Consider the following 22,990-nt stretch of genomic DNA (forward strand, 5'->3'; position numbering starts at 1 on the left):
TCCTGCGATACTGACGCACATCCGTTGATACAGGAGACGAACTGATGTCAGAGTCTTTGCCCCCCATCGATAGCTCGCGCCGTGACTTCCTGCGGCTCGGCACCGCCACCACGGTGGGTCTTGCCCTTGCTGCACAGATGCACGCTGCGCCGGTTACCAATGCGCAAACAATGATCAACGTCCCGTTTGCAAAGAGCAATGCGCGTATTGCCATTGTTGGTCTTGGAGGTCGTGGCACATCGCTACTGAAGAACCTGGTCGCTACGGATGCACAGATCGTTGCGCTTTGCGACATCGTGGAAAGCAAGGTCCGCGCCGCGCAGCAGATTGCCAGCAAGGCCGGCAAAGGCACACCGGAAATCTTTTACGGCAATGACCACAGCTTCGAAAAGCTGATGAAGCGTACGGATATTGATCTGGTCATCGTCTCCACATCATGGGCCTGGCACGCACCCATCAGCATCGCCGCCATGGAAAGCGGCAAGCACGCTGCCATGGAAGTTCCCGGCGTCACCACGATTGAAGACTGCTGGAAGGTTATCGACACTTCCGAGCGCACGCGCCGCCACTGCATGATTCTTGAGAATTGCTGTTATGGCTACAACGAAACACTCATCCTGCGCATGGCCCACGCAGGCGCGCTGGGCGAGCTGCTCTACGGCGAAGGTGCATACCTCCACGATCTCCGCGAAATTCTCTTCGCGAATGAAGGTGAAGGCTTATGGCGGCGCGAGGACCACACGAAACGCGACGGAAATCTATATCCCACACACGGCCTTGGGCCCATCGCTAACTGCATGCAGGTGCAGCGCGGCGACCGCTTTCACCACCTGGTCAGCATGAGCACCATGCAGCGCGGCCTTGAGATCTATCGCAAGGAACACATCCCCGCGAACGATCCCAAGTGGAAAGAGAAGTATGTCTGCGGCGACATGAACGTTTCCATGATCAAGACGGAAAAAGGTCGCACCATCACCGTGAAACACGATGTGGTAAACCCGCGCCCGTACAGCCGTGTGAACATGCTCACCGGAACCAAAGGCCTCTTCGAAGACTATCCACCGCGCATTTACGTGGAAGGTCAAAAGGGCGGCGAGGCCTACGGCACACTCGACGCATGGAAGCAGTACGAGCATCCGCTGTGGAGCAAGGAAGGCGATGCTGCTCGTAAATCCGGTGGCCACGGCGGCATGGACTACATCATGCTCTACCGCCTGGTGCAATGCCTCAAGCAGGGCCTCGCGCCCGACATGGATGTGTACGATTGCGCAGCATGGGGCTGCATCTATCCGCTTAGCGTGCAGTCCGTCGCACGCGGCAGTGCCCCCGTCGATGTCCCGGATTTCACACGAGGCAAGTGGCAGGTGCGCACCGCCTCGCAAATCGCCACATCCGTCTAGCGGCAACGCATTGCAACAAAATCAACTTCGCACCTGTGACCCCAGAGTCAGAAAGCTGGGGTCATTTGGTTGCGGTAAAGATTTTCTTCGGACACATAGCGTGCACACCCACATTTCCGTCGACAAGTTGGGTGATATCCAGATCGACAGCCACGCTCGCAAGCATGTAAGCGTCCTCGGGCTTCATCCCTTTTGTCTCCACCAGGAAGTCGATCATGTCACGTAGTGCGTGTTCTGTCGCTTCCTTCAGATCGGGGCTAAATCCCATCGTGATGTAGTAGTCGGGGGTTTCAGCACGCGGCCATTTCAGCGTCTGCTTCTTATGCACCACAAATCGGAAGGTGCCTGTCAGGTAGGTCTCCAAAGCGGTGATGTCCACTTCGCCGTTCCCTTGTGCGGCGTGTCCATCTCCGGCTTCAAACAGCGCGCCCTTAGCCGCAACAGGGATATACAGAGTGGTGCCAGCCACCAGCTCTTTGTTGTCCATATTGCCTGCATGCGCAAAAGGTGGAGCAGAGTCGATCTTCCCACCCGATGGCGCAACGCCCATGCTCCCAAAGAAGGGATGAAGCGGAATATCAATGCCCGGCGCAAAGTGCCCAATCATCTTGTCGCGATCAAGCGGGATGATACGGCTGCGACTAAAGGGAAATTCCATGGGGAGAAAACCGCGGTGCAAACCAAACCCGTTGCAGGCAAAGTTCGTATCCAGATTGATCTTCAGAATCTGGACTTCAAGCACATCTCCCGGCTCAGCCTCAGCAATCGCGACTGGGCCAGTGAGAATATGGCCTCCCGGACCGCGGTCCTTCACCTCTTTGTAGATGGCGTCGGTATACGGTGGAATATCTTCCGGCTTCACACCGCCGCGTTCCATGCGTTCCCGCGATCCACAGGTGGAGAGCGTCTGCATCGTGACGGTATCACCACTGTGTACCGTCAGTGCGGGCTTCGCCATTCCGGAGTAATAGCCCCACGCCACAGTATCCGGCTTGGCCTCAAGCGTGTAAGACGACTGCGCCATTCCACAACTGGCAACGCTGAACAGAACTGCAGTAGCAGCAAGAAAACGCGTCATAGGAGATCTTCCTTCAAGGCGAGAGATGAACTGTCTGGGATGAGCTGCACTCAGTATCAGGGCAGTTCACCAGAAAAACCAGACGATGTCTTCCGCCGCAGCATCGAAGCACCGCAGCGCGCAAGAAGGCCCTCACCAAGTACACTCAACCCGCAGCCGCAAACGTCATCTCAAAGACGGTTAAACCGCCAGGTATTCAGCCGGAGAAGCAATTCATGAAGCTCATCGCCGCATCGTTACTTGCAATCACATGCCTCGCCACTCCTGCCCAATCCACCTTTATCAACACGCTCATGCCGCAGCCTCAGCACATCACGGTAGCGAATGGCCGTCTCCTACTCACAGACAGCTTCCGCATCGAAACTGGCGCATCGCACAATCCCATCCTGCAACGAGCCACGGAACGCCTGCTGCAGCGTCTGGAAGCAAAGACCGCACTTCAACTCACCTCAGGCGCAGGGACCAACGCACTCCACATCACGGTGGATGACAGTACGGCAACGCGCCCCGTCTTCGGCCAGGACGAAAGCTACTCGCTGAAAGTGGAAGCTAACGGCATCCAGCTCCACGCCAAGACCATCTTCGGTGCGATGTATGGCATGGAAACGCTCTTCCAACTTCTGCAGGGCAGCGGCAAAGACTTCTTCTTTCCCACCGCCACCATCGACGACGCACCGCGCTTTCCATGGCGTGGTCTCATGATCGATCCCGGCCGCCACTTCCTTTCCGTCGACACTGTTCTACGCACCATCGACGGCATGGCCGCGACCAAGCTCAATGTGCTCCACTGGCACCTGACGGAAGATCAGGGCTTCCGCATTGAGAGCAAGCGATTCCCAAAGCTGCATCAGCTCGGTTCTAACGGCCAGTACTACACGCAGGAACAGATCAAGCAAGTCATTGCCTACGCCACCGACCGTGGCATCCGCGTATTGCCTGAGTTCGACATGCCTGGCCACACCACAACGTGGATGGTTGCCTATCCCGAACTCGGCAGCCGCAAGCCCGGCGCAACTTACACCATCGCTGACAGCAACGGAGTGAAAGACCCTGTCTTCGATCCGACGAAGGAATCCACCTATAAGTTCCTCGACGCCTACTTCGCGGAGATGACTGCACTCTTTCCTGACGAGTACATGCACATTGGCGGCGACGAGAACAACGGCAAGGACTGGGGCGCGAACGCCGACATCCAGGCCTACATGAAGGCGCACAACATCCCCACCACGGCCGCGTTGCAAACAGCCTTCAATCACCGCCTGCAAACCATCGTGACCAAGTACCACAAGAAAATGGTCGGTTGGGACGAGATCCTGCAGCCCGATCTACCGCCTGACGTCATCATTCAGAACTGGCACGGTCCCGAGTTCTTGATCAATGCCGCGAAACAGGGGCATCAGGGCTTCCTCTCGCAACCGTTCTATCTGGACCATATGCGTTCTGCGGAAGAGGTCTACTCCTACGACCCCATCCCTGCAGGCAGCAACCTCACACCAGCGCAGGCCAAACTGGTACTCGGAGGCGAAATCTGCATGTGGGGTGAGCAGGTGGACGACCTCGCCATTGACTCGCGTATCTGGCCACGTGGTGCCGTTATTGCAGAACGCTTCTGGTCCCCTGCCACCACACGCGACGTAGCCGACATGTACCGCCGCCTCGGCCCTATGCAGCTTCGTCTTGACGCTCTCGGCCTGCAAAACATAAGCGGCCCCCAGCGCGGCCTCCGCCAACTCGCAGGACCGAACCCGGTGGAGCAACAGGCGCTCGCCACCTTTGACTCCGTACTGCAACCCGTCGACTTCCATGAGCGCTATGCGGAGCAGCACACCGGCCCATCGACGCCCTTCGGTCGTCTCGTCGACTTCACCGTGCCTGACCCGCCGATGCGCTACGAGTTTGCCGCTGCGGTCAACGAGTACCTTCATTCCGCAGACAAGTCACGGCGTATGATCCGTGCAAATCAACTAAGTCACACGTTTTTACGTTGGCGTGAGGCTTCCATGGCTGTGGACAGACTTGCGCAAAATAGCCCGCTCATCGCGGAAGAAGTCGAACGTCGTCGTCAGTTTCGTGCCATCGCGGAGATGGGACTGAGTGCCGTGTTAACGATGCAGGCGAACAAGCCCGCTGAGGCAGATTGGCTCAGCGCCCAGAAACAAGTCTTAACAGATGCAGCAAAGCACACCGAGCTAGTCGACTTCGTTATTCTCAAGCCACTCAACGACCTCGTAGAAGCCACACAGGCCCCGTAGAACCAACGAGCGCTCGCGGTGGATTCGCTGCGAGCGCTGAGTTCTGCTCTTTGCATCCTCACCTAAACTTTATCCAGCAACGCGGAGATCATCTCCACTCTCTCCTGCGCAATCGAACCGCGAAACACGGGGCGACCGGCCCGCCGATACCAATACTCGGCGTTTGACTGGTCGCCTTCTTCGCGGTGCAACAGCGCATGCACCCACGCCGAGTCACGATCCTCGTCCTCCTGTGCCTCTTCATGCGCGGCATTCCAATCGCCATGCGCGGCATGCCACAGCGCTCGGAGTGCATGCCCTTTCACTTCGTCTAAAGACCCAGCCACAAACTCGTCCACATTCCGCATAGGATGAGAATAGATGCTCGCCGCTGCCAACCCGATCGTTGTCGTAAAAGACCTCACCAAGAGCTACACCACAGGCACCGGCACACTCACCCTCTTCCGTGATCTCAGCTTCACCGTCGCCACCGGTGAAATGCTCGCCATCATCGGCGCAAGCGGCGCGGGCAAATCCACGCTGCTGCACATGCTCGCAGCCATGGATAGCCCCACCTCTGGCGACGTCCTCATCGACGGCACTTCCCTTGCCTCGCTCAAACCCGCCGAGCAGGCTGACTTCCGCAACCGCACCATCGGATACGTCTGGCAGGCACACTACCTGCTGCCGGAGTTCACTGCGGAAGAGAACGTGGCGATGCCGCTGCTGGCCCGTGGCGAATCACAGCCGGAGGCCCATGAGAAGGCCCGCCGCTGGCTGACGGAAGTGGGCCTTGCAGCCCGCGCCAGCCATCGTTCCGGCGAACTCTCCGGCGGCGAGCAGCAGCGCGTCTCCCTGGCCCGTGCGCTGGTTACGGAGCCGAAGCTGCTACTGGCGGACGAGCCCACCGGTAACCTCGACGCCGCCACCGGCGACTCCATCTTTGATCTGCTCCGTCGCCTGCACGCTACCCATGGCACAACCACCGTTATGGTCACGCACAACCACCAGATCGCCGCCCGCTGCGACCGAACTCTGGTTCTGCACGAGGGACATCTGATCCCGTCTGAAATACCCGCCTAGCGGGTAATTCGTTCTATCCCGCGAAGATGCGCGAAGGACAGCCAGAACGGGACGGTCTGCGCACCCTTTTCCCACAGCTTGCGTCCAATAAGGACGTTTCAGGAGCGTGCTTCTCCTGTTATCGTGTTGCCTAAGTTTCAGGGCAGTACGGGGTACCAGTCAGGTCGGGTACACTGGAAGCACAAAAGATGTGGGAATGGCTTCGGCGGCGTGCATTCGCCGGGGTTCTTCCAGGGGTTCCCGCATCATGGCGCTTTTTGGCGGATGCGGGAACGGGCAGTGAACCAATGGCCTTCTGCGTGGCAGCACGTCACGACGGAGGAGCTAGGGGGAGCATGTTCGAGCGTTATACCGAAAAAGCGCGGCGCGTTATCTTCTTCGCGCGCTACGAAGCAAGCCAGTTCGGCTCACCTTACATTGAGACGGAGCACCTTCTTCTTGGCCTGCTCCGCGAAGACAAGGCGCTGACCAACCGGTTCCTCCGTTCGCACGCATCGGTGGAATCCATCCGCAAACAGATTGAAGGTCACACCACCATTCGCGAGAAGGTGTCGACGTCGGTCGACCTGCCGCTCTCGAACGAGTGCAAGCGGGTCCTCGCCTACGCTGCGGAAGAAGCCGAGCGTCTTTCGCACAAGCACATCGGCACGGAGCATCTGCTCCTCGGTTTGCTGCGCGAAGAGAAGTGCTTCGCTGCGGAAATCCTGATGGAACGCGGCCTGCGCCTGCCCACCATCCGCGAGGAATTGCAGCGCACAACACAGGAAAAGCCCACCCCGCAGGCATCGTCCAGCAAGCAGCAGCGCCAGCAGCAGCAGAACGGCGAGCAGTCCATGCTGGCTGAGTTCTCGCGCGACCTGACGCAGGCCGCCATGGACCAGCAGCTTGACCCGCTGGTAGGCCGCGACGGCGAAGTGGAACGCGTCATCCAGATCCTCTGCCGCCGCACCAAGAACAATCCGGTGCTCATCGGCGAACCCGGCGTTGGTAAGACCGCCATCGTCGAAGGCCTTGCGCAGAAGATTGCTGACGGCGAAGTCCCCAGCTTCCTGGCGGACAAGCGCGTCCTCTCGCTCGATCTGTCGCTGATCGTCGCTGGCACCAAGTACCGCGGCCAGTTTGAAGAGCGTCTGAAGACCATCATGAAAGAGCTGATGGAGAATCAGAACTCCATCGTCTTCATCGACGAACTGCACACTCTCGTAGGCGCAGGCTCTGCGGAAGGATCGCTGGACGCTGCCAACATCCTCAAGCCTGCACTCTCGCGCGGCGAGATTCAATGCATCGGCGCCACCACGCCTGCGGAATTCCGCAAGAGCATCGAAAAGGATCGCTCACTGGAACGCCGTTTCCAGGCTGTGAAGGTGCCGCCTCCGAACGAAGAAGATGCCATCAAGATCATCATGGGCATCAAGGAGAAGTACGAGAAGTTCCACGCCGTCACCTACACCGACGATGCGATCACTTACTCGGTCACGCACTCCAATCGCTACATCCCGGATCGTTTCCTGCCGGACAAGGCCATCGATCTGATCGACGAGGCTGGTGCGCGCGTAAAGCTGCGTCAAACCACGCTTCCCGAAGAGCTCACCGAAGTTCAGAAGCGCATCAAGTTCATCGTGCACCGCATGGAAAACGCCATCGCGAACCACGAGTTTGAGAAGGCGCGCTTCTACTCTGACGAAGAGCGTAAAGAGCGTGAAAACCTCCGCGCACTCCGCGAGCGCTACCACCTCGACGACTCCTCGGCAGGCGTCGTTACCAAGGAAGATATTGAGGACGTGGTCAGCCGCTGGACCGGCGTGCCCATCACTTCACTCAAGGAAGAAGAGCAGCAGAAGCTGCTTCGCGTGGAAGAGGAGCTGCACAAGCGCGTTATCTCGCAGGACAAGGCCATCAGCGCCCTATCCCGCGCGATCCGCCGCTCCCGTGCAGGCCTCAAGAATCCCTCGCGCCCCATCGGTTCGTTCCTCTTCCTAGGCCCCACCGGCGTCGGCAAGACGGAAATGGCACGCACTCTGGCCCAGTTCCTCTTCGGGTCAGACAAAGCGCTTATCCGCTTCGATATGTCGGAGTTCATGGAGAAGCATTCCGTCAGCAAGCTGATCGGTTCGCCTCCGGGATACGTGGGTTACGAGGAGGGTGGCCAGCTCACCGAGCGCGTCAAGCGTCAGCCCTACTCCGTCGTACTGCTCGACGAAGTCGAAAAGGCGCATCCGGATGTCTTCAACCTGCTGCTGCAGGTCTTTGAAGACGGCCACCTGACCGACGGCCTCGGCAACACGGTCGACTTCAAGAACACGATCCTCATCATGACGTCGAACATCGGCGCTAAGCACCTCATGAAGCGTGAGGGCCTCGGCTTCCAATCGAACAAGGATGAGGTTGTGCTCGAGAAGATGGAGGAGATGGTGAAGGGCGAAGTCAAGCGCACCTTCAACCCCGAATTCATCAACCGTCTCGACGAGATCATCGTCTTCACGGCACTCTCTGACAGCGACCTGATGCAGATCCTAGAACTGCTGGTGCAGACCCTGAACACCAACCTGGTGCACAAGGCCATCACCATCAGCGTCAACGACGACGCGAAGAAGTGGATCCTCGACAAGACGCTTACAGACCGCAGCTACGGAGCACGTCCGCTCCGCCGCGCTCTGCAACGTTACATCGAAGACCCGCTCTCGGAAGCGCTCATCGCGGGCCAGATCACGGCACGCCCAGCCTTCCTCGAGGTCTACCTCGATAACAACCAACTCTTCTACCGTCCTGTTGCGCAGGAAGGCGAAGAGCAGGCTGAAGGCGCCGCACTCGCCATCATGTAGTCCGGAACAAAACGAAACAAAGAAGGGAGGCCGCAAGGCCTCCCTTCTCTTTGCAACATGCACTTCAATGAATAGATCCCGTCGGCTTCAGATTCCTATTTGCAAACGCAACATACTGCGACCAATCAAAGGGCATCATGTCATGTTGCCCAGTCCGCAGGTGATAGCCAACGTGATCGCCGATGGATGTATCCAGGGGCGGCGGAAAACTTCCCGTAACACCCTTCAATCCATAGAGCGCGTACACCTTCCCTGCTTCCTGAGCAGACAGAAACTCGCCCTTGGGATCACTCCACCAATCGTCACTCGCACTCGCCACATACAGCGCACGCGGCGCGATCAACGACAGCAGTTCATGTTGATCCATCGGCATGGCGGCTGCGTTGTTATTGAAGTCGCGAAAACGAGCCACAAACCAGTGCGGAAACGCCGTATTCAGGATTTGCGTCGTTTCACCAAAGTCTCTACGAGCCAATGCCGCTCCGCCTTCGCCAGAATCGTTCAATACCACCATCGCGAAGCGAATGTCATTCGCGCCCGCCCACAGCGCGGCTTTCCCGATACGTGAATGCCCCACCACGATGATGCGGTGCGTATCCACTTCAGGCAGCGTCAACAGATAATCCTGAATGCGGCTCATGCCCCACGCCCATACGCCAAGTGTGGCCCACTCCTGCGGTTGAATATGCAACGGTCCCGCCAGCGTTGAACGGACACCCGTCTTCCATCCATCAGGATTGTCTGCTTCAAGATCGCCGTACCAGGCAGTCGCCACACCGTAACCAGCAGCGATTAACTGCGCAAAGGGCCCGCGATCTTCTTCTCGCTTTCGCGTAGCAGCATCGGCAGACAGAGGAGGAACGACAGCGAAATTCAGGCCAACGAACACAGGCACCTTACCCGCAACATGCGTCGGCAGATACAGCAACACATGCATCACCGGAGCACCATCCGAAGGCCCAAGAAACACACTCACATCGGAACGAACCGCTGCACCATCCAACGCATTCCTATCCACGGAATCCACGCGATAGTGCATACCAGCAGGTGCGCCCGGCATGCGCCCATACTCGTTGTCCGCAAACAGCTTCAGCAGATACGCGCGTTGCTTTTGCCATTGCTTTACCGTGCGCACCGTCTTGCCATCGGGAGTCGTAAACGCAGACGGTAGCGTATAGGGCTGCACTTTACTTTCATCTTTATTCGTCTTCTGCGCCCCTGCACACAACAGAGCCCCAGCCACCAGAAGCCCTACACGAGCCCAGGAAAACGCCATACTTCGTCAGCCCTCTTCACGTCTTCAAACATCGCTAGAAACGGCTTTAATGTGTCGCTGTCATGGGCTTCAGATTCCGATTGGCAAACGCGACATACTGAGTCCAGTCAAACGGCGTAATGTCATGCTTCCCTGTCCGCAGGTGGTAACCAATGCGATCGCCAATGGAAGTATTCAAGGGCGGCGGAAAGTTACCCGAAACGCCATGCAGACCGTACAGCGCATAGACCTTGCCTGCTTCCTGAGCGGATAGGAATTCGCCTCTCGGATCAGCCCACTTATCTTCCGAAGCACTTGCCACGTACAGCGGTCGAGGTGCAATCAACGACAGCAGTTCATGCTGATCTACCGGCAATGAGTCAGCCTTGCCGTTGAAGTTTCGGAACTGCGGAATAAACCAATGCGGGAACGCCCGATTCAGATCCTCAGTTGTCTCACCGAAATTCCTACGCGCCAGTGCTGCTCCACCTTCGCCAGAATCGTTCGATACCACCATTGCGAAACGCGTATCGTTCGCACCTGCCCACAAGCAGGCCTTTCCTAAACGCGAATGCCCAGTAGCGATAATCCGCTGAGAATCAACCTGCGGCAGTGTCAGAAGATAATCCTGAATGCGACTCATGCCCCATGCCCACACGCCGATTGCGGCCCATTCCTGCGGCTGAATATGCAGCGAATCAGCGAGCGTGGTGCGAACGCCCGTCTTCCACCCATCGGGCGTATCCACTTCCACATCGCCATACCAGGCTGTGGCCACACCGTATCCCGAGCCGACAAGTTCTGCGTACGGCCACCGGCTCGCCTGATCGCCACGAACCGGCGATTTGCCATCACTCTTCTGTGCTGCTAACCAGTTCGGCTGAATCGTGATGCTTGGGTCAGTGCTGGTCGAGTGATTTCCCAGAAAGTTCAGCCCCACAAATACTGGCACTTTCCCCGCAGCATGCGCCGGAAGATAAAGCAACACATGCATCACTGGCGCATTGTCCGAGGGGCTTAGAAACACGCTAACTTCCGAACGCACCGCCGCCCCACCCAGTGCGTTCTTATCGACAGACTCCACACGATAGTGCATTCCCGCAGGAGCAGCAGGCATACGACCGTAGACATTCTCAGCAAATATCTTCAGCAGAAACGAGCGCTGCTTCTGCCAATCCTTCACCGTTCGAACCGTCGTGCCGTTCGGCGTCGTCAGTGCAGATGGCAGCGTGTACAGCTGCACCTTGCTCTCATCCAGATTCGTCTTTGCTGTCTGCGCATGCGCCAACAGCATCGAACCTGCCAGAACAATCCCTACTCGAGTCCAAGCGAACGCCATATGTCATCCACTCTCTTCTTCACAGGTTCAGGCATCTCAAGCATCTCTGGCCATGGACGCGTGAATCCTTCCGCAGCCCACTTCCGTGTAGCATCAATGCCCATCTTGCTGCCGAAGTTCGGGAGACGCGACGCGTGATCCAGCGAATCTACCGGCCCCAACGTGAATTGAATGTCGCGTTCCGGGTCAATGTTGTTGGCGACGCGCAACACTACTTCGCCCACGTCCTGCACATCGCAGTCTTCATCAACAACGACAATGCATTTGGTAAACATCGCCTGCCCAAGTGCCCAGATGCCGTTCATCACCTTACGCGCCTGTCCTGCATAACTCTTGCGGATGGAGATCAGCATCAGGTTATGCGCTACACCCTCGGGCGGCAGATTGATGTCTACAATCTCCGGCATCGTCAGTTTGATCAACGGCAGGAAGATACGCTCCACGGCCTTCGCCATCCACGCATCTTCCATAGGAGGCTTGCCCACAATGGTCGCCGCATAGATTGGGTCTTTGCGGTGCGTAATCGCGGTCAGGTGAAAGACCGGGTATTCCTCCGGCATCGTGTAGAAACCAGTGTGATCTCCGAACGGCCCTTCCATGCGCAGTTCTGCAAGATCAACATAGCCTTCCAGGATGTACTCCGCATGTGCGGGCACCTCCAGGTCAACCGTCTCGGCCTTCACTAACTCGACAGGTTTACCGCGCAGGAATCCAGCGATCAGAAATTCCTCAATCTCAGGCGGTGCGGGCACAATTGCGCTGAAGGTCAGCGCTGGATCAGCGCCTATCGCAACAGCAACCTCCATCCGCTCGCCGCGAATCTTTGAAAGCGTGACTCCATTCAGCGATGCTGAATTTTCCGCAGCTGTCGTGCCACCTGCCGTCATCGCCATCAGCTTCACACGCTCTGCGTCCGTCGTCGCAGTGGCACGCAAACGATCTCGCAGATGCTCCGCAGCATTCTTCTGCCGCTGCCAATGCATGCCGGTGGTGCGCTCGTCATACACCTGCATCCGGTACATTCCCACATTGCGCTTGCCAGAACGCGGATCGCGCGTCATCACCAACGGCAGCGTAATGAACTTGCCCGCATCGCCCGGCCACGTCCGCAGAATAGGCAGGGCGGAAAGATCAATCTCCGCTCCCGTCTTGACGACTTCTTTGCACGTCGCCTGTTTGCGCTCAATGACCTTCGGGAAGAACGAACCGACCTCTGCCAGCATGGGCAGCATCTTCAGCTTGTCCATAAAGCCAGTCGGCACTTCTGGCTTCAGCAGCGACTGCAGCCGATCCGCGATCGCATCCAGTGACTCGCACTCCAGCGCCATCTGCATCTTGCGGAGACTGCCGAACTGGTTCATCAGGACCTTCGCGCCTGGATAGCCCTTCACGTTCTCAAATAACAGAGCAGGACCTCCCTTGCCGCCATTCATCTTCGCGGCACGATCAGCAATCTCTGCCATCTCCAGGTCGGTATCCACTTCAACGCGGATACGCTTCAGTTCCCCGCTCTTCTCCAGGCGCGTCAACCACTCGCGCAGGTCGCGATAAGCCATGCGACAGTCACTCCCTTGGACCGCTCCAGGCGGCCCGAACAAGTCTCATGGTATCGCGCAGATAAGCCCCAAAACGAAAAGATGCCCGCCGAAGCGGACACCTTTGTCTTCCCAATCAAACGCTAGGTCTAAGCAGCGCGATGAACAGCCGCACCAGAAGCCAGCTTTTCGTTCACCTTCGACACCACGCCCGTCAACGACGCGACACGCTCTTCCGTGCTGGCATCGGAGTCGACACGCTCGCTGGCAACGCCATTCAGGCTGGCCAGACGCGTTACCTCACGCTCCAATGCGGACAATCCCACAACTGATCCGGTAGACGGTGCGCCTTCCAATTCCGTACGCGACACAGAACCGCGGTGCATCCACTCTTCCAGGTCGCTGGTCCGGGCCAGAACCACGTTGCTGGGCGCGCCCGGCGGACGATGGATTGGCAGATCAAGAGTCTTCTCCCACCGCTGCACGGTGCGTACACCCTTGCCAAAGAAGTGGGCGATCTCTTTCCACGAACTCAGCATTTTGCTCAAATCTTCACCTCATCATGCCGAATTCGGTCAAATTCGGTCACTTATTCAGACGCGCCAGCCATCCATTAGGTTTCTCTTTCCGTTCAAACGGCATTTTTATGCCGTCAACGAGCCATTTCGAGCCAAGAGTGCCAACGTGTCATTTGGGAGGCGTATGAAACACCCCACTTTAGATTGGAGACTATCACTTTTGGCCCGAATAAAGAGGAAATCCAAGCGATTTGACCCTCAAAACCGCAGGTCCCGAGATTCCCGCCAAGAGCCTGCGTAACGCATCTATCTTGCTGATTTTGAGCTGATTAAGCACTCCAACCGATAGACAGGCCGGCCGTCGGATGCTGGGGTACCACGACCGGAACACCCCGACGTTCGGCAGAGGTCCGCAATTCTCGTGGCAGGGCCCGATTTGCCGCCGGATCCTTCGCCACCACCACCCACGCCTCTTTCACATTGCGAACGCAGGCAATTACTTTTTGCATTTCTTCTGACGATCCCGAGTGCGATGCCTCCAGAGTCATCGTGAACATGGCGGCGTAGAAGTCCGAAAGTGCTTTCGCCGGTTCACCACCGATGTCAGGCCGCAGGCGCGCTTCCAGGTACATCAGGATGTCCAGCGCGCGTTTGACGGCATAGCGGCGTTCGATCACATCGTCCGCGTCACACGCAGCGGCCGCACGATACAGAAAGCGAATCCAGCCGTCGTACAGCGCCACAATCAGTTCCACTCCGGTGGCCCCGGAAAGCGCCTGCTCCTGATAGTTCATCTCTGTGATTCTCCTTTAGCTCGATTGGCCATAGCCGGTAATGGCGGCATAGATCTGCTTGATCTCATTCAACTGCTGTGGAATCGCCTGCAGTATCTCGTTCGCCGCATTCAATTCAGTCGTAAGCGACGTCTGGTAGGTTGCCAGCCGCGCCTCCAGCTTCGTCTTGTTGTCAGCCAGCGACGATTCTTCCGAAGTGTTCTGTGCCGCACGCAATGCCAGCGCGCCGTTGCCACTGTTGCCCAGTCCACTCAATACGGCCGTGAGGTTCTGTCCGAAGTCACCCACATTCATGAAGAAGTTTGAGATCCCTGTGAAGTTTGTCGAGAGCGCGCTGCTCAACGCGGATGTATCGAGACTCAACTGTCCGTTCGTGCCGACAGTAATGCCGAGTTGAGCAAGGTTGCTGCTCTTGCCGCTGTTCCCCGTCGAAAAGGCCAATGCGGTTGAGAGTTGCGACTGTATCAACGACAGAACTTGATCTCCGAACAAGGGTTCCGCATTACCGGAAGAATCCTTCGTCTCCTGACCGGAAAGCGCCGAAGTTAGCGTGTTGTATGCGGAGATGAAGTTATTCAATGCTGTAGAGATCGACCCCGTGTCGTTCGCGATCTCCATCGTCACGTTCGTGCTGGATGTGCCGACGAGCTGAAAGGTGATGCCCGAGAGCGCATTGGAAACTGTGTTGGAACTGCTCGTCAGCGAAATACCATCGAGCGTGTACGCGGCATCGGCGCCGGTGGCCGTGGCCTTCATGGAGATGCCGTTGCCATTGGAATCGGTCAGGCTTGACGTATCCAACGTCATGTTGCCAACTGCGCCACTCGTATTGCTTGTCAGCGAAAGATAGGAACCTGAACTATCTGTGATCACCGTTGCTGTCACACCCACATCCAGATCGTTTATCGATTTCGCGAGTGTGGACATGGTGTTGTTTGTCGAATCGATGGTGATGGTGGTTGCTGTTCCACTGCCCACCTGAATACTCAGGGAACCGTTCAGTGTTGCGCCTGGCGCCACCGCGCTGGAATGCTGCTGGCTTGTCGTTGCCAGTTGCGAAACCGTCAACGTATGTGTTCCTGCAGCGGAGAGCGAAGTCGCATCTGTCAGTGAAACCACGCTGCTGTCACTGGTCGCTCCTTCTTTCTGAGCAAAGGCACCGTCAAAAGACGTAAGCGTCGCCAGCGCACTTGAGAGCGACGACATGTCCGTCCCCAATGTGCTCAAAACCGTGTCCTGCGACTGCAAAGTGGTTGTGCGCGTGGCCCATGCGGTCTCGGGTGTGCGCATGTTCGTCATGATGCTATTCACCGTGCTGGTTACATCAAAACCATCACCACTGGTGGCCGATCCGAAATTGATCCCGACAACGGACACGCGGAACCCTCCTGACACAAACCCTTCGCACGCTAAGGGCCAAGCAGAGCACAGCCATTCTTAGTCGTGCATAAGAATGGCGCGGACAGCAGGTACACCGTCCGCGCCATCTGCCTTCCTACGATTACTGCAGCAGCTTCGTGACTTCCTGCTGCACGCTGTTGGCCTGCGCCAGAGCGCTGATACCGGTCTGCGACAGCACCTGGTACTTCGACAGATTGGAAGCAGCCTGACCATAATCGGTGGCGCGGATGTTGTCCTCGGCCGCAGTCAGGTTGGTCTGTTCGTTGCTCGCAACGGACTGTGCAGAGGCAAGCTGGTTGATGTTCGCGCCGATGGTGCCACGCTGGAAGGCCACGTCACCGATGGCCGTCGTAAGTGCAGTCAACACGTTCTTTGCGGAGCTTGCCGTCAGCGCGCTCACGGTGGAAGCGGTAAAGTCCACACCTGCACCCGAACCGCTGGCAGGAGTCGTGTCACTCAGAGTCGTGCCTGTTGTGGCAAGATCGCTCGATGCGGCCGTTGGGCCGGAGATTGTCAACGCTCCCGTGGTGGAATTATAGGCAGCGGTAATACCAGCACCTTGATAGGTGGTGTCAGCGTTGATCTGCGTTGCAAGTGCAGACATCGATGTACCTGCCGCGATGGTAATGCTGTGGGAGCTACCCGTACCGACAGCAAGTGCCAGGGTTCCCGATACCGTGTCTGTTGTAGCGCCGAGCGTCAGCGTCGTCGTCGAAGCCGCGGATGAAGAGGATGCGGTTGGTGCAGTCAGTGAAACAGCTGCAGAGGTGCTCGTGGCTGCGGATGTTCCCACGCTGCTGGTGGACAGAGTGCCCACGGTGTCGCTATAGGTCGCCGAGCCCGCTGTGGTGCCATCCGACACGAAGAAGTTGCGTGCCGTTCCTGAGAACACGGAGGTTCCGTTAAAGTTCGTGGTGGTGCCGATGTTGTTAATCTGCGTCAGAATATTCTGATATTCCTGGTTTGCAGACGATACCTGCGACGAGCTCAACGTACCGTTAGCCGCCTGCGTTGCCAGTGTGACAGCGCGGTTCAGCAACGAGGTCACCTGCGAGAGTGCTCCATCTGCTGTCTGCAATAGACCAGTAGCGTCGCTTGCATTGCGGCTTGACTTCGCCAGCGCAGTTTCATTTGCGGCAAGACCATCTGCAACAGCAAGGCCTGCAGCGTCGTCCGCACCGCTGTTGATGCGCGAACCTGACGACAACTGTTGCAGCGTCTTGGACAGGTTGTTCTGGGTTGCGCTCAGGTTGTTCTGAGCGTAGATGGCCGAGATGTTATTTAGTACACCGAGGGACATGTGCGTTTCTCCTGATTCAGCGAGACTGTGAAGTGAATTCCTGACGCCGGTTCCCCTGGCGCTCACAACACTCATCGGCCCTTCCGCGCATCCCATGAGAAAAAACTTCGCCGGTTTCAGGTTGCGACGTTACAGTTGCTGACTTCCGTGCATGACGGAACGATGACTCATCCATTTCTTCATTCTGCCGATACAAAGAGCGAATTCAGAAGGACGTCATGATTGAACTCACGCGCCTTAACGGCCACACCTTTGTTGTGAACAGCGACCTCATCAAACTGGCCGAATCCATACCAGACACCACACTCACGCTTGTCACTGGTGAAAAGATCGTCGTGCTGGAAACCTGCGCTGACGTACTCACCCGCACGCTTCACTATCGCGCCAGCGTATTGCGCCACGCATGGCCTTCTGCCGATGCAGCGATGACCGCACACCATGCACTGCACACTGCACAACATAACTCCTAACTTTTTCGGAGACGGAGAAAAACAATGGATATCGCAAGCGTCGGCGGCATTGTCATAGCCCTCGTTGCCATCCTCGGCGCCATGATCATGGAAGGCGGCAACCTGGGTCAGATCACGCAGCTCACGGCTGCTATGATCGTGCTCGGCGGCACCATCGGTGCATGCGCTGTGCAGTTCCCGCTGAATGTTCTCATCGCCTCCGCAAAAGGCATTGTCCGCGTTTTTCTGCACAAAGGTACGGATGAAGATGCGGTGTTGAAACAGATCGTGGAATTTGCAAACAAGGCGCGTAAGAGCGGCATCGTCTCTTTGGACGCCGATCTTGCAACCGTCAAAGACCCGTTCTTAAAACAGGGACTCATGCTTGCTGTGGATGGCACAGAATCCAGTGAGGTCCGCAAGATCATGCAACTTGAGATCGATAACAAGAGCGAGATGGAAGAGAAGATTTCCGCTGTGCTGGAATCAGCAGGCGCGTTTGCACCTACCGTCGGAATTATCGGCGCTGTGCTTGGGCTCATTCAAGTCATGCAGCATCTCGACAACATTGACGAAGTAGGCAAAGGCATCGCTGTCGCTTTTGTCGCCACAATCTACGGTGTGTCTCTCGCAAACCTCTTCTGCCTACCGGCTGCGGGTAAATTGAAGATCCGCCACAAAGAGCACTTGATGATGCAGGAGATGATGCTCGAAGGTGTCATCAGCATCCTGGAAGGCCTGAATCCACGCATGATTGAAACCAAGTTGAGGACCTACCTGGCGCATGGCCATGCAGAGGCAGCCTGACCATGAGCAAGAAGAAAAAGCACGCCGAACATGTCAATCACGAACGATGGCTCGTCTCCTGGGCGGATCTTCTTACGCTGCTCTTCGCCTTCTTTGTTGTCATGTTTGCATCCAGTGCGAGCGACAAGAAAAAGGCAGCAAGGATGGCTGCAGCGATGCAGACCGCGTTTCAACAAACCGGTGTCTTCGATGCTCATGCAAAGACACCGCCACTCGCACCGGGGGCAGGCACCAGTGATGGCGCCCCTATGCCGCTCGAGATGCCCTTGGAAACCCCAACCGTGGAGGGCAGCAAAAGCGATGGCAAGCGTGATGACGTGCGAAGCGAAATGGCCAAGGCACTCGCAGTCGCGGTGCAGCAACACGTGGTTACGATCCGTAGCAATGACGAGGGAACAACGCTATCACTCGACAGCGCAGGCTTCTTCGATTCGGGGAGCGCGGAAGTAAAACCTTCAGCGCTGGCAATCCTCACAAAGATCGCGAAGGCTCTTCCAACTTGCCCAACGCGCATTGAAGGCCATACCGATAATCAGCCCATACACACAGTCCAGTTCCGCTCCAATTGGGAACTCTCCACTGCTCGCGCAGCATCCATCGCACAAGTGCTGATGATGAGCAGCATCAATTCGCCAGCGAATTTCTCTCTCGCTGGTTACGGCGAATTTCATCCCATCGCAGGCAACAATACGGCTGAAGGACGCGCCGCCAATCGCCGCGTGGACATCGTCCTGCTGCGTACCAAAGCAACGATCCCCGTCACCAGCAACAATCACAATGCAACAGAAAAGCCTCGCAGCATCTCTGCCAGCGAGGCTCCTCCACTACCGTTTGCGATGAAGACGATCTCGTCACGTGAAGCGCCTTCACGATGACTCGCTCTACAAAGTTGCTTAAACCTCTACGGGCGCGTTGCGATTCTTCAGGTGCGTCCAGACAAACCACACGATCGCAACAAGGATAACTAGAATGATGGCCGCATCTGCCTTATGCAGGATCTGTTTCAGTGTGCTGTGCGGATCATTCCAGCTTGCGCCTGCCTTCATGCCCACATACGCCAGCGCAAAGCACCACGGCCAGGAACCGATGAATGTGTAGATATGGAAGCGAAGTTGCGGCATGCGCGCGATGCCTGCTGGCAACGCAATAAACGTACGCACAACTGGCAGTAGTCGACCAACCAGCACTGTGATCTCGCCGTACTTCTGGAAGTAGTGATCCACACGATCCAGATCTTTGTGGCTCATCAACACGTAACGGCCAAACCGCTCTACCAGCGGACGACCGCCATGCGCGCCAATCCAATACGCAATCACCGAACCAAGATTGCAGCCGATTGCGCCAGCCGTCGCTGCCAGATAGAGATTCATCTTGCCCAGGCTCACCACGTATCCGGCAAACGGCATTATGATTTCGCTCGGGAGCGGAATGCAGGCGGACTCAATCGCCATCAGCAGCGCCACGCCGGGATATCCAATCGTAGCGATCAGGTGAGTGACGTAGGGCAGCAGGAAGTCAATGATCTTTTCGGTCATGTCGGCTTTCTTTCAATGGCTCGCGAGTTTGGGGAAACTTCGCTGAGTATACCCGGCTGATATTCTTAAGGTATGGCAGAAACGAACGCGCCCGAAACAACCGCCGCCCACACCGTCACTCCCGTCGCCGGACCGCCGGCCGGTTACGGATCGCAGCCCTCGGGCCGTCCGCAGCACACACATGGCGGCGGAGCACCCGTAAAACGCCAGATTGTCGCTTTCTCCTTCTACCGTATCCTCCCGGAATGGAAGCGTCTTCCTGCCGCTGAAAAGGACGCACACAAGGCTGCCTTCATCGCCGTGATTGAAAAGTGGCAGAAGCCTGGTGAGTTCCTCACCATGACCTACTCCACCGTAGGCACGCGTGGCGATGTGGACATGCTCGTCTGGTCCATCTGCTACTCCGTGGAAGAGATGAACCGGATGCGCAGCGAACTGCTCGCGACACCGCTCGGTGGTTACATCGAAATCCCGCACCACTTCCTCTCCATGACGAAGCGTTCGCAGTACCAGATCGATCGCGAGGATGAGAGCGAAGCAGAAAGCCGTGGCGCGATTCGCCCCGGTGGTCACAAATACATCTTTGTCTATCCCTTCTGGAAGACGCGCCCGTGGTACATGCTTTCTATGGAAGAGCGCCGTCGCCTGATGGACGAACACATCCGCGTCGGCCTTGCTTATCCGCGCGTGAAGCTCAACACGACTTACTCCTTCGGCATCGACGATCAGGAGTTCGTGGTGGCTTTCGAAACCAACTTCCCAGAAGACTTCGTCGACCTCGTACAGCAGCTCCGCGAAACCGAAGCCAGCATGTACACACTGAAGGACTTCCCCATCTTCTCCTGCGTCCGCATGACGCCAGAAGCGATGCTCGATAGCATCGGCTAAATCAGGACATCGCGTCAAAACCGCAAGCCCCATTCGTGAATCCATCACGAGTGGGGCTTGTCATTTCAACGAACAGTTCAACCGGCTACAATCCCCAACATGACAAAGGCCGCCAAGAAGACCCCGGCAAAGAAGTCCGCAGCCAAAGCCGTTGCCGCGCGCAAGATCGCAGCAAGCGAACCTGTCTCTACGAAAAAGGCTCTCGGCAAGACGAAGAATCCGCTCGCACCCGAGCGCGTCCACGCGATCATTGACGCGCTGGACCGCACTTATCCCAACGCGACATGTGCTCTGAACCATCACAACGCGTGGGAGCTTCTTGTTGCCACCATTCTCTCGGCGCAATGCACAGATGTACGTGTGAACATGGTCACGCCAGCACTCTTCCATGCTTATCCCACGCCGCGCGACATGGCACAGGCCACGCCGGAAGCCATCCAGCCCATCATCGCTTCCCTGTCCTTCTTCCGCATGAAGGCGAAGTCTCTTGTGGGTGCAGCCAAGATGGTCACGGAACAATTTGGCGGTAACGTCCCGCAAACAATGGACGAGATGTTGCGCATCCCCGGCGCTGCGCGCAAGACCAGCAACGTTGTGCTGGGCACTTGGTTCGGTATCCCTACTGGCGTTGTCGTAGACACGCATGTTCTGCGCTTGTCCCGTCGCCTGGAACTCACCACCAACGACGACGCGGTCAAAGTCGAACGCGACCTGATGCAGATCATCCCGCAGGATCACTGGATCAGCTTCTCGCATGAACTGATCTACCACGGCCGCCAGATCTGCGAAGCCCGTAAACCAAAGTGCGTTGACTGCTCTTTAGAGACTCTCTGCAACTCCAGCGACAAGACCTGGGCTTCCCACTAGCCAAAGAAAAAGCCCTCCTACTCGGAGGGCTTTTCGTACTTCAGTTGCTTAGAGGTGATCCACCGGTTCGGGATCAGGCAGTCCCAGCTGCACGCGGCTGTTCTTGCGCGAGTAAGTGAAGTACACCACCATACCGATCACCAGCCATCCGATCAGACGAACCCAGTTCCAGATGCCCAGTTTGTACATCATGTAGCCGTTGAACAACACACCGAGCACCGGCACTACCGGAATCGGCCATACCAACGGCGCACGGAACGGACGCTCACGATCCGGATCGGTCTTGCGCAGCACCATGATCGCAATGCACACGATCACGAACGCCAGCAACGTTCCAATGTTCACCATCTTGCCGATATCGTCGATTGGCGTAACGGAACCCACAATCGCAGCCAGCACGCCAGCCAGAATCGTCGCCTTCCACGGTGTGCGGAACTTCGGATGGATCGAGCCAAAGAACTTGTTCGGCAGCAGACCATCCTTCGCCATCGCATACAGCACACGCGACTGTCCCAGCAGCATGACAAGCATGACGCTTGTAAGGCCAGCCAATGCGCCAATCGTAATGATGTTCGCAGCCCATGCCAGGTTATGCGACAGGAACGCGCTTACGACCGGTGCTTCAATGTTGATGTCGGGCCAGTAAACCATACCCGTCAGTACGGCCGCGACGCCGATGTAAAGCACAGTGCAGATAATCAGCGAAAGGATGATGCCGATAGGCAGATCACGCTGCGGGTTCTTGGCTTCCTGTGCTGTCGTCGACACAGCATCAAAGCCGATATAGCTGAAGAAGATCAGTCCGGCTGCAGTACCAATGCCGCCTACGCCCATGGGTGCAAAAGTGTGCCAGTCACCACCCCAGTTTGAGTGGCTGATGTAATGCGATCCCAGGCCGATGACGAACAGCACTACCGCGACCTTCATCACAACGATGCCCGCGTTGAACTTCGCCGACTCCTGAATTCCCACCACCAAAATCGCAGTAATGATCAGCGCGATAATGAACGCCGGCAGGTTGAATCCAATCTCCATGCCGAACAGATGAGGCGCATTCAACAAAGTATGTGCCTGTTCCGTCAATGCGGCCGGAGCCGCCAGCTTCAGAGCCTCAAGCGCATCCGAAAACGCCTTCGTTCCTGCAATCAATTCTGGATGCTGCGCATGCAACATTGCACGTGCCACCTGGTCAGTCGCGGTACGCAGACCTGTCCAGTGGTCATACGCCAGCCACAAGGGAAACTTGATGCCGAAGATGTTCAGGAATTCGATGAAGTGATTCGACCATCCACCTGACACCGTCGAGGCACCCATCGCATATTCCAGCGTCAGGTCCCAGCCGATGATCCACGCGAAAATCTCGCCCAGCGTTGCATACGCATAGGTGTAGGCAGAACCCGCCAGCGGAATCATTGCAGCGAACTCCGCATAGCAGAGACCCGCAAACACACAGCCCAGGCCGCTCAGTACATAGGACAGGATCAAGGCCGGTCCCGCATTGTGCGCGCCGATGCCCGCAAGCACAAAGATGCCCGCGCCGATGACCGCGCCAACACCCAGCGAAGTCAAAGCAAACGGTCCAAGCGACCGTTGCAGTGTGTGGGCGCCCTCTTCGCGTGCCTCCGCGAGCAGGACATCCATGGTTTTACGGGCAAAAAGATTCGCCATCAGTCGGGTTACCTCTAGAA

At 57.1% G+C, this 22,990-nt stretch carries 20 protein-coding genes; 9 read left to right on the forward strand and 11 right to left on the reverse strand.

The window, feature by feature from the left end:
- Positions 1 to 44: 44 nt before the first annotated feature.
- Positions 45 to 1,400 (forward strand): Gfo/Idh/MocA family protein, encoded by a 1,356-nt coding sequence (locus tag BLT38_RS10390; protein ID WP_083345101.1) that lies wholly within the window; start codon positions 45 to 47, stop codon positions 1,398 to 1,400.
- 61 nt (positions 1,401 to 1,461) lie between these two features.
- Here the strand turns inward: BLT38_RS10390 and BLT38_RS10395 are convergent, their stop codons facing one another.
- Entirely contained in the window at positions 1,462 to 2,478 is a 1,017-nt protein-coding gene (locus BLT38_RS10395; protein WP_083345102.1) for an acetamidase/formamidase family protein, read from the reverse strand.
- A gap of 215 nt (positions 2,479 to 2,693) precedes the next feature.
- Between BLT38_RS10395 and BLT38_RS10400 the strand changes: the two genes are divergently transcribed.
- On the forward strand, positions 2,694 to 4,730 hold the full coding sequence (locus BLT38_RS10400; protein ID WP_083345103.1) for a beta-N-acetylhexosaminidase: 2,037 nt from the start codon (positions 2,694 to 2,696) through the stop codon (positions 4,728 to 4,730).
- Positions 4,731 to 4,792: 62 nt separating this feature from the next.
- Here the strand turns inward: BLT38_RS10400 and BLT38_RS10405 are convergent, their stop codons facing one another.
- A complete protein-coding gene (locus BLT38_RS10405; protein WP_231966413.1) occupies positions 4,793 to 5,056 on the reverse strand; it encodes a hypothetical protein in 264 nt (87 codons plus the stop codon).
- Between the two features lie 34 nt (positions 5,057 to 5,090).
- Here BLT38_RS10405 and BLT38_RS10410 point away from each other — a divergent pair, with 34 nt between their 5' ends.
- Both BLT38_RS10410 and BLT38_RS10415 read left to right on the forward strand, forming a co-directional pair.
- Positions 5,091 to 5,792 (forward strand): ABC transporter ATP-binding protein, encoded by a 702-nt coding sequence (locus BLT38_RS10410; protein ID WP_083345105.1) that lies wholly within the window; start codon positions 5,091 to 5,093, stop codon positions 5,790 to 5,792.
- Positions 5,793 to 6,127: 335 nt separating this feature from the next.
- Positions 6,128 to 8,614, forward strand: coding sequence for an ATP-dependent Clp protease ATP-binding subunit (locus BLT38_RS10415; RefSeq protein WP_083345106.1), 2,487 nt, complete (start codon positions 6,128 to 6,130; stop codon positions 8,612 to 8,614).
- 64 nt (positions 8,615 to 8,678) lie between these two features.
- Here BLT38_RS10415 and BLT38_RS10420 read toward each other — a convergent pair whose 3' ends face one another.
- The 7 genes from BLT38_RS10420 to BLT38_RS10450 form a co-directional block, all read right to left on the reverse strand.
- Entirely contained in the window at positions 8,679 to 9,890 is a 1,212-nt protein-coding gene (locus tag BLT38_RS10420; protein WP_083345107.1) for a hypothetical protein, read from the reverse strand.
- 46 nt (positions 9,891 to 9,936) lie between these two features.
- A complete protein-coding gene (locus BLT38_RS10425; protein ID WP_083345108.1) occupies positions 9,937 to 11,208 on the reverse strand; it encodes a hypothetical protein in 1,272 nt (423 codons plus the stop codon).
- A complete protein-coding gene (locus BLT38_RS10430) occupies positions 11,184 to 12,764 on the reverse strand; it encodes a UbiD family decarboxylase (protein ID WP_083345109.1) in 1,581 nt (526 codons plus the stop codon). The genes BLT38_RS10425 and BLT38_RS10430 overlap by 25 nt, the downstream gene beginning before the upstream one ends.
- A gap of 128 nt (positions 12,765 to 12,892) precedes the next feature.
- Positions 12,893 to 13,282 carry a hypothetical protein gene (locus tag BLT38_RS10435; RefSeq protein ID WP_083345110.1) on the reverse strand — a complete coding sequence of 130 codons (390 nt, stop codon included), beginning with the start codon at positions 13,280 to 13,282 and terminating at the stop codon, positions 12,893 to 12,895.
- A gap of 308 nt (positions 13,283 to 13,590) precedes the next feature.
- Positions 13,591 to 14,055: a flagellar export chaperone FliS gene (gene fliS, locus BLT38_RS10440; RefSeq protein ID WP_083345111.1), complete on the reverse strand. Its 465-nt coding sequence runs from the start codon at positions 14,053 to 14,055 to the stop codon at positions 13,591 to 13,593.
- Between the two features lie 15 nt (positions 14,056 to 14,070).
- The gene (fliD, locus tag BLT38_RS10445; RefSeq protein WP_083345112.1) at positions 14,071 to 15,432 is read right to left on the reverse strand and encodes a flagellar filament capping protein FliD; all 1,362 of its coding nucleotides are present in this window, start codon (positions 15,430 to 15,432) and stop codon (positions 14,071 to 14,073) included.
- A gap of 124 nt (positions 15,433 to 15,556) precedes the next feature.
- The gene (locus BLT38_RS10450; RefSeq protein WP_083345113.1) at positions 15,557 to 16,756 is read right to left on the reverse strand and encodes a flagellin; all 1,200 of its coding nucleotides are present in this window, start codon (positions 16,754 to 16,756) and stop codon (positions 15,557 to 15,559) included.
- A 218-nt stretch (positions 16,757 to 16,974) separates the two neighbouring features.
- On the opposite strand from BLT38_RS10450, the gene BLT38_RS10455 reads away from it, so the two are divergent.
- From BLT38_RS10455 to BLT38_RS10465, 3 genes are read left to right on the forward strand one after another with little or no spacing between them, the layout of a single operon-like run.
- Complete coding sequence (locus tag BLT38_RS10455) at positions 16,975 to 17,226, forward strand: flagellar FlbD family protein (RefSeq protein ID WP_083345114.1); 252 nt, start codon at positions 16,975 to 16,977, stop codon at positions 17,224 to 17,226.
- A gap of 24 nt (positions 17,227 to 17,250) precedes the next feature.
- A complete protein-coding gene (locus BLT38_RS10460; protein ID WP_083345115.1) occupies positions 17,251 to 18,012 on the forward strand; it encodes a flagellar motor protein in 762 nt (253 codons plus the stop codon).
- A 2-nt stretch (positions 18,013 to 18,014) separates the two neighbouring features.
- Positions 18,015 to 18,887 carry a flagellar motor protein MotB gene (locus tag BLT38_RS10465; RefSeq protein ID WP_083345116.1) on the forward strand — a complete coding sequence of 291 codons (873 nt, stop codon included), beginning with the start codon at positions 18,015 to 18,017 and terminating at the stop codon, positions 18,885 to 18,887.
- Positions 18,888 to 18,905: 18 nt separating this feature from the next.
- Here BLT38_RS10465 and BLT38_RS10470 read toward each other — a convergent pair whose 3' ends face one another.
- A complete protein-coding gene (locus BLT38_RS10470) occupies positions 18,906 to 19,547 on the reverse strand; it encodes a DedA family protein (protein ID WP_083345117.1) in 642 nt (213 codons plus the stop codon).
- Positions 19,548 to 19,619: 72 nt separating this feature from the next.
- Between BLT38_RS10470 and BLT38_RS10475 the strand changes: the two genes are divergently transcribed.
- Complete coding sequence (locus BLT38_RS10475) at positions 19,620 to 20,435, forward strand: chlorite dismutase family protein (protein WP_083345118.1); 816 nt, start codon at positions 19,620 to 19,622, stop codon at positions 20,433 to 20,435.
- 99 nt (positions 20,436 to 20,534) lie between these two features.
- Complete coding sequence (gene nth / locus BLT38_RS10480) at positions 20,535 to 21,302, forward strand: endonuclease III (protein WP_083345119.1); 768 nt, start codon at positions 20,535 to 20,537, stop codon at positions 21,300 to 21,302.
- Positions 21,303 to 21,350: 48 nt separating this feature from the next.
- Here nth and BLT38_RS10485 read toward each other — a convergent pair whose 3' ends face one another.
- On the reverse strand, positions 21,351 to 22,970 hold the full coding sequence (locus tag BLT38_RS10485; RefSeq protein WP_083345120.1) for an amino acid permease: 1,620 nt from the start codon (positions 22,968 to 22,970) through the stop codon (positions 21,351 to 21,353).
- Between the last annotated feature and the right edge of the window lie 20 nt (positions 22,971 to 22,990).

Source organism: Terriglobus roseus (assembly GCF_900102185.1).
Lineage (GTDB): Bacteria > Acidobacteriota > Terriglobia > Terriglobales > Acidobacteriaceae > Terriglobus > Terriglobus roseus_A.

Bases quoted from the DNA above. Each gene is read 5' to 3' on its own strand.
- BLT38_RS10400 (WP_083345103.1), top strand. From the start codon at position 2,694: ATGAAGCTCATCGCCGCATCGTTACTTGCAATCACATGCCTCGCCACT.
- nth (WP_083345119.1), top strand. From the start codon at position 20,535: ATGACAAAGGCCGCCAAGAAGACCCCGGCAAAGAAGTCCGCAGCCAAA.
- BLT38_RS10485 (WP_083345120.1), bottom strand. From the start codon at position 22,970: ATGGCGAATCTTTTTGCCCGTAAAACCATGGATGTCCTGCTCGCGGAG.
- BLT38_RS10425 (WP_083345108.1), bottom strand. From the start codon at position 11,208: ATGGCGTTCGCTTGGACTCGAGTAGGGATTGTTCTGGCAGGTTCGATG.
- fliS (WP_083345111.1), bottom strand. From the start codon at position 14,055: ATGAACTATCAGGAGCAGGCGCTTTCCGGGGCCACCGGAGTGGAACTG.
- BLT38_RS10430 (WP_083345109.1), bottom strand. From the start codon at position 12,764: ATGGCTTATCGCGACCTGCGCGAGTGGTTGACGCGCCTGGAGAAGAGC.
- BLT38_RS10455 (WP_083345114.1), top strand. From the start codon at position 16,975: ATGATTGAACTCACGCGCCTTAACGGCCACACCTTTGTTGTGAACAGC.
- BLT38_RS10470 (WP_083345117.1), bottom strand. From the start codon at position 19,547: ATGACCGAAAAGATCATTGACTTCCTGCTGCCCTACGTCACTCACCTG.
- BLT38_RS10450 (WP_083345113.1), bottom strand. From the start codon at position 16,756: ATGTCCCTCGGTGTACTAAATAACATCTCGGCCATCTACGCTCAGAAC.
- BLT38_RS10420 (WP_083345107.1), bottom strand. From the start codon at position 9,890: ATGGCGTTTTCCTGGGCTCGTGTAGGGCTTCTGGTGGCTGGGGCTCTG.
- BLT38_RS10465 (WP_083345116.1), top strand. From the start codon at position 18,015: ATGAGCAAGAAGAAAAAGCACGCCGAACATGTCAATCACGAACGATGG.
- BLT38_RS10395 (WP_083345102.1), bottom strand. From the start codon at position 2,478: ATGACGCGTTTTCTTGCTGCTACTGCAGTTCTGTTCAGCGTTGCCAGT.
- BLT38_RS10475 (WP_083345118.1), top strand. From the start codon at position 19,620: ATGGCAGAAACGAACGCGCCCGAAACAACCGCCGCCCACACCGTCACT.
- BLT38_RS10460 (WP_083345115.1), top strand. From the start codon at position 17,251: ATGGATATCGCAAGCGTCGGCGGCATTGTCATAGCCCTCGTTGCCATC.
- BLT38_RS10435 (WP_083345110.1), bottom strand. From the start codon at position 13,282: ATGCTGAGTTCGTGGAAAGAGATCGCCCACTTCTTTGGCAAGGGTGTA.
- BLT38_RS10410 (WP_083345105.1), top strand. From the start codon at position 5,091: ATGCTCGCCGCTGCCAACCCGATCGTTGTCGTAAAAGACCTCACCAAG.
- BLT38_RS10415 (WP_083345106.1), top strand. From the start codon at position 6,128: ATGTTCGAGCGTTATACCGAAAAAGCGCGGCGCGTTATCTTCTTCGCG.
- BLT38_RS10390 (WP_083345101.1), top strand. From the start codon at position 45: ATGTCAGAGTCTTTGCCCCCCATCGATAGCTCGCGCCGTGACTTCCTG.